This is a genomic window from Mesorhizobium sp. WSM4823 (genome assembly GCF_055811195.1).
This window is the reverse complement of sequence record NZ_JBVVQL010000029.1, coordinates 1-9,852: the sequence shown is the minus strand read 5'-3', so window position 1 is coordinate 9,852 and position 9,852 is coordinate 1. Positions and strand designations below refer to the sequence as shown.

The following is a 9,852-nucleotide window of genomic DNA, read 5'->3' as shown; positions in this document are numbered from 1 at the left end:
CTCCTCCGCCCGCGGGTGGCGGGGCGTGGGGGGGGCGTGCGCGCGTCACAACTAACCCGGGGCGGCGGGGCCCCCCCCCCCCCCCCCCAACGCCGAGCACGATCCCGAAAAGTGGTTACCGGTTTTCGGCCAAGATCATGCTCAAACAAGAAGTTTCTTCGGCCGGTGGCCGACCAAGTCGGCGGGCGTTTGGCTCGCCCTAGATGCAAGGGGTTTTCGAGGACCCCGAAAAGGAGAACGGCATGAACCAAGAGGTCATGAATCTCTTCAATCCCCAGGCGCCTGCGCAGGTGTTCGATTCCATCCGGATCTCGCTCGCCAGCCCTGAGAAGATTCTGTCCTGGTCGTTCGGCGAGATCAAGAAGCCGGAGACCATCAACTACCGCACCTTCAAGCCGGAGCGCGATGGCCTGTTCTGCGCGCGCATTTTCGGCCCGATCAAGGACTATGAGTGCCTGTGCGGTAAGTACAAGCGCATGAAGTACAAGGGCGTCATCTGCGAGAAGTGCGGCGTGGAAGTCACGCTGTCGCGTGTTCGCCGCGAGCGCATGGGCCATATCGAGCTGGCCGCGCCCGTCGCCCATATCTGGTTCCTGAAGTCGCTGCCGTCGCGTATCGGCACGCTGCTCGACATGACGCTGAAGGACATCGAACGCGTCCTCTACTTCGAGAACTACATCGTCACAGAGCCCGGCCTCACCGCGCTGAAGGAGCACCAGCTCCTTAGCGAGGAAGAGTACATGATCGCAGTCGACGAATATGGCGAGGATAGCTTCACCGCCATGATCGGCGCCGAGGCCATCCACGACCTTCTGGCCGGCATGGACCTGGAGAAGATCGCCGGCGACCTGCGTTCGGAACTGGCTTCGACCACGTCCGAGCTGAAGCAGAAGAAGTATCTGAAGCGGCTCAAGGTCGTCGAGAACTTCATGGAGTCCGGCAACCGTCCGGAATGGATGATCATGAAGGTGGTTCCGGTGATCCCGCCGGACCTGCGTCCGCTTGTCCCGCTGGACGGCGGTCGCTTCGCCACGTCCGATCTCAACGATCTCTATCGCCGCGTCATCAACCGCAACAACCGCCTGAAGCGGCTGATCGAGCTGCGTGCGCCCGGCATCATCGTGCGCAATGAAAAGCGCATGCTGCAGGAAGCCGTCGACGCACTGTTCGACAACGGCCGTCGCGGCCGCGTCATCACCGGCGCCAACAAGCGCCCGTTGAAGTCGCTGTCGGACATGCTCAAGGGCAAGCAGGGCCGGTTCCGTCAGAACCTGCTCGGCAAGCGCGTCGACTATTCCGGCCGCTCGGTCATCGTGACCGGTCCGGAGCTCAAGCTGCACCAGTGCGGCCTGCCGAAGAAGATGGCGCTCGAACTGTTCAAGCCCTTCATCTATGCCCGCCTCGACGCCAAGGGTTATTCCTCGACGGTCAAGCAGGCGAAGAAGCTGGTCGAGAAGGAGCGTCCGGAAGTCTGGGATATCCTCGACGAGGTCATCCGCGAGCATCCGGTGCTTCTGAACCGTGCGCCGACGCTGCACCGCCTCGGCATCCAGGCATTCGAGCCGATCCTGATCGAAGGCAAGGCGATCCAGCTTCATCCGCTGGTCTGCACGGCCTTCAATGCCGACTTCGACGGCGATCAGATGGCGGTTCACGTGCCGCTGTCGCTGGAAGCACAGCTCGAAGCCCGCGTGCTGATGATGTCGACCAACAACATCCTGCACCCGGCTTCCGGCGCGCCGATCATCGTGCCGTCGCAGGACATGGTCCTGGGTCTCTACTATCTCTCGATCGTCAACCAGAACGAGCCGGGCGAGGGCATGGTGTTTGCCGACATGGGCGAACTCCAGCACGCGCTCGAGACCAAGGCGGTGACGCTGCATGCCAAGATCAAGGGGCGCTTCCGCTCGGTCGATGCCGAAGGCAATGTCGTGTCGAAGATCTATGACACCACGCCTGGCCGCATGATCATTGGCGAGCTTCTGCCGAAGAACGTCAATGTGCCTTACGAGACCGCCAACCAGGAGATGACCAAGAAGAACATCTCCAAGATGATCGACACCGTCTACCGCCATTGCGGTCAGAAGGAGACGGTCATTTTCTGCGACCGCATCATGGCCCTCGGCTTCAGCCACGCCTGCCGTGCCGGCATTTCGTTCGGCAAGGACGACATGCTGATCCCCGATGCCAAGATCAAGCTGGTGTCCGACACCGAGGCTTTGGCCAAGGAATACGAGCAGCAGTACAATGACGGCCTGATCACGCAGGGCGAGAAGTACAACAAGGTCGTCGACGCCTGGGCCAAGTGCTCGGAAAAGGTCGCCGACGAGATGATGGCCCGCATCAAGGCGGTCGAGTTCGAGGACAATGGCCGTCAAAAGCCGATGAACTCGATCTACATGATGTCGCACTCCGGTGCGCGCGGCTCGCCCACCCAGATGCGCCAGCTTGCCGGCATGCGCGGCCTGATGGCCAAGCCTAGCGGTGAAATCATCGAGACGCCGATCATCTCGAACTTCAAGGAAGGCCTGACCGTGCTCGAGTACTTCAACTCGACCCACGGCGCCCGCAAGGGTCTGGCCGACACCGCCTTGAAGACGGCGAACTCGGGTTACCTCACCCGTCGTCTGGTCGACGTGGCGCAGGACTGCATCGTCAACTCCGTCGACTGCGGCACCGACAAGGGCCTCACCATGCAGCCGATCGTCGATGCCGGCCAGGTCGTCGCTTCCGTCGGCCAGCGCGTTCTCGGCCGCACGTCGCTCGACGACATCACGCATCCGGTCACGGGTGAGGTTCTGGTGAAGGCCGGAACGCTGATGGACGAACGCGATGTCGAGCAGATCGAACAGGCCGGCGTCCAGTCGGTCCGCATCCGCTCGGCGCTGACCTGCGACGTCAGGGTCGGTGTCTGCGCGGTCTGCTACGGACGCGATCTGGCCCGCGGCACCCCGGTCAACCAGGGCGAGGCTGTCGGCGTCATCGCGGCGCAGTCGATCGGCGAGCCGGGCACCCAGCTCACCATGCGTACCTTCCACATGGGCGGTACGGCCCAGGTGGTGGATTCGTCGTTCCTTGAAGCCTCCTATGAGGGCAAGGTCGAGATCCGCAACCGCAACGTGGTGCGCAACTCCGACGGCCAGCAGATGGTCATGGGCCGCAACATGGCGGTGCTGATCCTCGACGAGGCCGGCAAGGAGCGCGCTACGCACCGTGTCACCTATGGTTCGCGCATCTTCGTGGACGATGGCGACAAGGTGAAGCGTGGTCAGCGCATCGCTGAGTGGGATCCCTATACCCGCCCGGTCCTCACCGAGATCGAGGGCAAGGTGTCGTACGAGGATCTGGTCGACGGCATCTCCGTTCAGGAAACGGCCGACGAGTCGACCGGCATCACCAAGCGTGAGGTCATCGACTGGCGCTCGACGCCACGCGGCAACGACCTCAAGCCGGCGATTGCCATCCTGGACGCCAAGGGCAAGGTCGGCAAGCTGTCGAAGGGCGGCGATGCCCGCTTCCTGCTCTCGGTCGAGGCTATTCTTTCGGTCGAGCCGGGTGCACAGGTTCGCCCCGGCGACGTGCTGGCGCGTATTCCGATGGAAAGCGCCAAGACCAAGGACATCACCGGCGGTCTGCCGCGTGTTGCCGAATTGTTCGAGGCACGCCGTCCGAAGGATCACGCCATCATCGCCGAGATCGACGGCACGATCCGTTTCGGCCGCGACTACAAGAACAAGCGCCGCATCATCATCGAACCGCATGATTCGACGCTTGAGCCGGTCGAATACCTGATCCCGAAGGGCAAGCCGTTCCATCTCCAGGACGGCGACGTCATCGAGAAGGGCGACTACATCCTCGACGGCAATCCGGCGCCGCACGACATCCTGGCGATCAAGGGCGTGGAGGCGCTTGCGTCCTACCTCGTCAACGAGATCCAGGAAGTCTACCGCCTGCAGGGCGTGTCGATCAACGACAAGCACATCGAGGTGATCGTTCGCCAGATGCTGCAGAAGGTCGAGATCACTACGCAGGGCGACTCGACCTACATTCCGGGCGACCACGTCGACGTGATCGAGCTGGAAGAGGTCAACGAGCGCCTGGTCGAGGACGGCAAGAAGCCGGCCGAAGGCCAGCCGGTGCTGCTCGGCATCACCAAGGCCTCGTTGCAGACGCCGTCCTTCATCTCGGCCGCCTCCTTCCAGGAGACGACTCGAGTGCTGACCGAAGCGGCGGTTGCCGGCAAGACCGACATGCTGCAGGGGCTGAAGGAAAACGTCATCGTCGGCCGGCTGATCCCGGCCGGCACCGGCGGCACGATGAGCCAGATCCGGCGCATCGCCACCTCGCGCGACGAACTGATCATCGACGAGCGCCGCAAGGCATCGGGCGCCGAAGTCGCCGACCCGATGCTGACCGACATGGTCAACGCCGCGCAGTAAACGCGGCGGTACAGATCTCAGGCAACAAAGCCGCCGGGGCAACCCGGCGGCTTTTTTGTTTGTGTTGAAGTTGGGGACTTGTGGCCGCTGGGGACGGATTGCGAGGAGGCGTCGTCGAGTGTTGCGACTTATCTCGATCGCCCGGCGCCGCCCCTCATTGCCCTGCCGGGCATTTCTCCCCGTAAACGGTGAGAAAAAAGCTGGCCGTACCCTTGGCGCTCTTTCTGCGACGCCGGAGATTGGCGAAATTTTTGGTGACGGCGTCCTTCTCCCCGTTCACGGGAAGAAGATGGCGGCAGCCAGATGAGGGGCGGCGCGACGCTTACAAGATGGTCAGGACCGGAGCGAAGGCCCCCTACAGCTCCGCAGCTTCAGTCGAAAAACGCTTCGACCACATTGCGCTTGCCGAGCATGAAGGCGTCGGCGACATGCTGTAGGGGGGCGAGATCGACATCGGAGACGCCGGCGCGCACGATCTCGGCGAAGTGCCTATAGAGCATCGGATATTCGGCTTCCGGCTCGTCATGAACGACGCGGCCGTCGACCGCGAGTTTTGACCCGCCGCCCGAAAGCACCATTGAGCCCTTGTCCGTCTCCGCCAGGATATCCCAGCTTTGCGGGCCGGTCTGGCGCCAGTCGAGCTCCATCGTCACCGGCAATCCATCAGAAGTACGGAAGGCGATATGTGCGGCGATCGGAGCCGCGCGATTCTCTGGAAAATCGAGATTTGCCGAGGTGATGAACATTGTCGGCAGGATGTGGGTCGCGATCGACAGCGCGTTGATGCCGGGGTCGAAGACGCCGAAGCCGCCTGGTGCCCAGATCCAGTCCTGGTTCGGGTGCCAGCGGCGCACGTCCTCTTTCCAGTTGATGGCTGCCGATTTGATTGTGGCCGAGCCGAGAAACGCACGCGCGGCTTCCACCGCCGGCGCATAACGCGAATGCCAGCTGGCGAACAGCGAGACGCCGTTTGCCGCCGCCAACGCTTTCAGGTCCTCGACCTCGCTGACCGTGGCGCCGGGCGGCTTCTCCAGGAAGACATGTTTTTTCGCTTCGAGCGCTGTCCGCGCGGCGTCGTAGCGAAACTGCGGCGGCATGCAGAGCGATACGGCCTCGAGCTCCGGCACCGCGTCGAGCATCGCCTCGATGGTTGGGAAATTCGGGATGCCGTCCACCTTGCCGTGCCGGCTGGCGGCAGCGGCGAGGCGATAGGCCTGGTCCTTGGCCAGAGCCGGCAGGTGCTGGTCGCGGACGATCTTTCCCACGCCGACGATGCCGAGCTTGATGGGGTTGCTGTTCGAGGACATGGGAAACTCCGCGGATTGGATGCGCTTGGCTGTCAGCAGCGCATGGTTCTTAGCAGAGAACCGATGCCGGGCAAGTCTGGCGGAGGCGGACATGACCGCCCGAGGCGAGGGGCGGTGCCGCCGCCCGTTGCCTCTCTTTCGGACTGGCCCGGTTCAGACTGGCCCTAGTTCAGGCTGGCACCTCGAAGGTGACGATCGACACTTCGCCTTCGAGCGCGCCTTGGTAAGCCGACAAATGCGGCTCTTCGTCGGGCACGCCGTCGAGGTCGCCGATCTGGTCGAGCTCCGCCTCGGCGTAACCTTCGGCCGAGAGCGATTCGAGCGCCCGGCGTACCGCCGAATCGTCGTCGGGCGCGACCAGCATGAGGTGGACGCCTTCCGGCTTGCCACCCTTCCTTTTCCATACCCGGCCGGTGATGATGGTGACCGGGCGCTCATCATTGTCGTTCACGGGCTGATTCCTCCGGGCGAGGGGATTTGCGCTGTTCATGCCTCTTTTTCGCATGAAGCATGGCCGCGCAACAGCCGAGACGCGGTCACTTTCTTCCTTCCTCTTGCAAAATGACGAAAGAAAATTACATGCGCTTTTCGCATGGCTGCCAAGCCTCGGTTACAGCGTAATATTTGGTGCTCCGGGGTTGACGGGCAACAGGCTTGCGAGTAGAAGCCGGCCAGTCAGAACCGATGTGAGGCTCTCCCTTCCGAAGCGACACGCTTTGGAGTTTGCCTCAAACAGGGTTCGTTTTACGAGCGAAAAGACATTTTCCGGCGTGCATGAAGCGGCTTCCGCTTCCTCTGCCATTTGTTCGGGCAAGACCGCGAGGCGCGGTTTGTGGCCCGAATTTGCGTATGGAAATGACGCTTTGAGCGGCCCTGACCGGGCGAGACACGGAATTGAGAGACAAGAGGGTTTAATGCCTACCGTCAACCAGCTGATCCGCAAGCCGCGCATTGCGCCGGTGAAGCGCAACAAGGTCCCGGCCATGCAGCAGAACCCGCAGAAACGGGGCGTCTGCACGCGCGTCTATACAACGACGCCGAAGAAGCCGAACTCGGCGCTGCGCAAGGTGGCCAAGATTCGCCTGACCAATGGTTTTGAAGTGATCGGCTACATCCCCGGCGAAGGCCACAACCTTCAGGAACACTCCGTGGTGATGATCCGCGGCGGTCGCGTCAAGGATCTTCCGGGCGTCCGCTACCATATCATCCGCGGCGTGCTCGACACGCAGGGTGTGAAGAACCGCAAGCAGCGCCGTTCGAAATACGGCGCCAAGCGTCCGAAGTGACCGAAGCGTAGCCAAGGTCATCCCGGACGGCGCCGTGCGACGATCCGGGATCCAGGCCACCACGCAGAATTGAGGCAGAGAAAAAATGTCCCGTCGTCACAGTGCAGAAAAGCGTGAGATCAACCCGGACCCGAAGTTCGGCGATCTGATCGTCACCAAGTTCATGAATGCCGTCATGTATGACGGCAAGAAGTCGGTTGCCGAGACCATCGTCTACGGCGCGCTCGACCAGGTCCAGTCGAAGACCAAGCAGGAGCCGGTCACCGTCTTCCATCAGGCGCTCGACAATGTCGCGCCGCATGTGGAAGTGCGTTCGCGCCGCGTTGGTGGCGCCACCTACCAGGTTCCGGTGGACGTGCGCCCCGAGCGTCGTCAGGCGCTGGCCATTCGCTGGCTGATCGCCGCCGCTCGCAACCGCAACGAGACCACGATGGTCGACCGCCTCTCGGGCGAGCTGATGGACGCGGCCAACAACCGCGGCACCGCCGTCAAGAAGCGTGAAGACACCCACAAGATGGCAGAAGCCAACCGCGCCTTCGCGCACTACCGGTGGTAAAGCGCGAACGAGACTGAAGAGGCACCTCCCATGGCCCGCGAATATAAAATCGAAGACTACCGAAATTTCGGTATCATGGCGCATATCGACGCCGGCAAGACGACGACCACCGAGCGCGTCCTCTACTACACGGGCAAGTCGCACAAGATCGGCGAAGTCCATGACGGCGCTGCCACCATGGACTGGATGGAGCAGGAGCAGGAGCGCGGCATCACCATCACGTCCGCCGCAACCACGACCTTCTGGAAGGGTCGTGACGGCAAGATGCACCGTTTCAACATCATCGATACTCCAGGCCACGTCGACTTCACCATCGAGGTCGAGCGTTCGCTGCGCGTGCTGGACGGCGCCATTGCGCTGCTCGACGCCAATGCCGGTGTGGAGCCGCAGACGGAAACCGTCTGGCGCCAGGCCGACAAATACCGCGTGCCGCGCATGATCTTCTGCAACAAGATGGACAAGATCGGCGCCGATTTTTACCGCTCGGTCGAGATGATCGGTTCGCGCCTCGGCGCGCATGCCGTTGTCATGCAGCTGCCGATCGGTGCCGAGACCGAATTCAAGGGTGTCGTCGACCTCGTCGAGATGAACGCACTGGTCTGGCGTGACGAAACGCTGGGCGCTGCCTGGGACGTCGTCGAGATCCCGGAAGACCTCAAGGCACGTGCGGAAGAATACCGCGAGAAGATGATCGAGGCCGCCGTCGAAATGGACGAGACGGCGCTCGAGAATTACCTCGAAGGCAAGATGCCGAGCAATGACGAGATCCGCGCGCTGATCCGCAAGGGCACCATCGCGGTGAAATTCTACCCGATGTTCTGTGGCTCGGCCTTCAAGAACAAGGGCGTGCAGCCGCTGCTCGACGCCGTCGTCGAATACCTGCCGTCGCCTGCCGACGTTCCGGCCATCAAGGGCGTCGACGCCAAGACCGACGCCGAGATCGAGCGTCACGCCGACGACAGCGAGCCGCTGTCGATGCTCGCCTTCAAGATCATGAACGATCCGTTCGTCGGCTCGCTTACCTTTGCCCGCATCTATTCGGGCAAGCTCAGCAAGGGCATCTCGGTCGACAACACGGTCAAGGGCAAGAAGGAACGCATCGGCCGCATGCTGCAGATGCATGCGAACTCGCGCGCCGACGTCGAAGAGGCTTTCGCCGGCGACATCGTCGCCTTGGCCGGCCTCAAGGACACGACGACGGGCGACACGCTCTGCGATCCGCTGCATCCGGTTATCCTCGAGCGCATGGAATTCCCTGATCCGGTCATCCAGATCGCGATTGAGCCGAAGACCAAGAACGACCAGGAAAAGATGGGCCTTGCGCTGCATCGCCTGGCTGCCGAGGACCCGTCCTTCCGCGTCAAGACCGACGAGGAATCCGGTCAGACGATCATCTCCGGCATGGGCGAGCTTCATCTCGACATCATCGTCGACCGCATGCGTCGCGAGTTCAAGGTCGAGGCCAATGTCGGTGCGCCGCAGGTGGCCTATCGCGAGACGATCACGCGCAGCCAGGAGCAGGACTACACCCATAAGAAGCAGACCGGCGGCACGGGTCAGTTCGCCCGCGTCAAGATCCTGTTCGAGCCAAATCCGGAAAGCAGCGAATTCCTGTTCGAATCCAAGATCGTTGGCGGCGCTGTGCCGAAGGAATACATCCCCGGTGTCGAAAAGGGCATCAACAGCGTCATGACCTCGGGTCCGTTCGCAGGCTTCCCGATGATCGGCGTCAAGGCGACGCTGATCGATGGTGCCTACCACGACGTGGACTCCAGCGTTCTGGCCTTCGAAATCGCCGGCCGTGCCTGCTTCCGTGAAGCGGCGCCCAGGCTTGGCGTGCAGTTGCTCGAGCCGATCATGAAGGTCGAGGTGGTGACGCCGGAAGATTATGTCGGCAGCGTCATCGGCGATCTTAACGGCCGTCGCGGCCAGATCCAGGGCCAGGAGGCCCGTGGCGTGGCGGTGGTGATCAACGCGATGGTGCCGCTCGCCAACATGTTCAAATACGTCGACAATTTGCGCTCGATGAGCCAGGGCCGCGCGGCCTACACGATGCAGTTTGATCACTACGAGCCGGTGCCGACTGCGGTCGCTCAGGAAGTCCAGAAGAAATACGCGTAACCCGAACGGGTTGCAGCGCTAACTTAATTCAAAGCCCGCACGGGCGAGCAGGAATGGAGAGATCACATGGCAAAAGGTAAATTCGAGCGTACAAAGCCTCATGTGAACATTGGCACGATTGGGCACGTCGATCATGGCAAGAC

General features: G+C 62.2%; 6 protein-coding genes and 1 pseudogene. 5 read left to right on the top strand and 2 right to left on the bottom strand.

Going from position 1 to position 9,852, the window contains the following annotated elements:
- The first annotated feature begins 242 nt into the window (after window positions 1-242).
- Entirely contained in the window at window positions 243-4,439 is a 4,197-nt protein-coding gene (gene rpoC, locus AC0L26_RS31305; RefSeq protein ID WP_354492407.1) for a DNA-directed RNA polymerase subunit beta', read from the top strand.
- Window positions 4,440-4,810: 371 nt separating this feature from the next.
- Here the strand turns inward: rpoC and AC0L26_RS31300 are convergent, their stop codons facing one another.
- Both AC0L26_RS31300 and AC0L26_RS31295 read right to left on the bottom strand, forming a co-directional pair.
- Window positions 4,811-5,746, bottom strand: a complete 936-nt coding sequence (locus tag AC0L26_RS31300; protein WP_473636005.1) for a Gfo/Idh/MocA family protein — start codon at window positions 5,744-5,746, stop codon at window positions 4,811-4,813.
- A gap of 169 nt (window positions 5,747-5,915) precedes the next feature.
- Window positions 5,916-6,197 carry a transcriptional regulator gene (locus AC0L26_RS31295; protein ID WP_352930429.1) on the bottom strand — a complete coding sequence of 94 codons (282 nt, stop codon included), beginning with the start codon at window positions 6,195-6,197 and terminating at the stop codon, window positions 5,916-5,918.
- A gap of 463 nt (window positions 6,198-6,660) precedes the next feature.
- On the opposite strand from AC0L26_RS31295, the gene rpsL reads away from it, so the two are divergent.
- From rpsL to AC0L26_RS31275, 4 genes and pseudogenes are all read left to right on the top strand, one after another.
- The gene (gene rpsL, locus AC0L26_RS31290; protein ID WP_006333356.1) at window positions 6,661-7,032 is read left to right on the top strand and encodes a 30S ribosomal protein S12; all 372 of its coding nucleotides are present in this window, start codon (window positions 6,661-6,663) and stop codon (window positions 7,030-7,032) included.
- A gap of 85 nt (window positions 7,033-7,117) precedes the next feature.
- The gene (gene rpsG / locus AC0L26_RS31285) at window positions 7,118-7,588 is read left to right on the top strand and encodes a 30S ribosomal protein S7 (protein ID WP_008875664.1); all 471 of its coding nucleotides are present in this window, start codon (window positions 7,118-7,120) and stop codon (window positions 7,586-7,588) included.
- 30 nt (window positions 7,589-7,618) lie between these two features.
- Window positions 7,619-9,709, top strand: a complete 2,091-nt coding sequence (gene fusA, locus AC0L26_RS31280; RefSeq protein WP_354492404.1) for an elongation factor G — start codon at window positions 7,619-7,621, stop codon at window positions 9,707-9,709.
- Between the two features lie 66 nt (window positions 9,710-9,775).
- A pseudogene (locus tag AC0L26_RS31275) lies at window positions 9,776-9,852 on the top strand (GTP-binding protein); the annotation flags it as partial.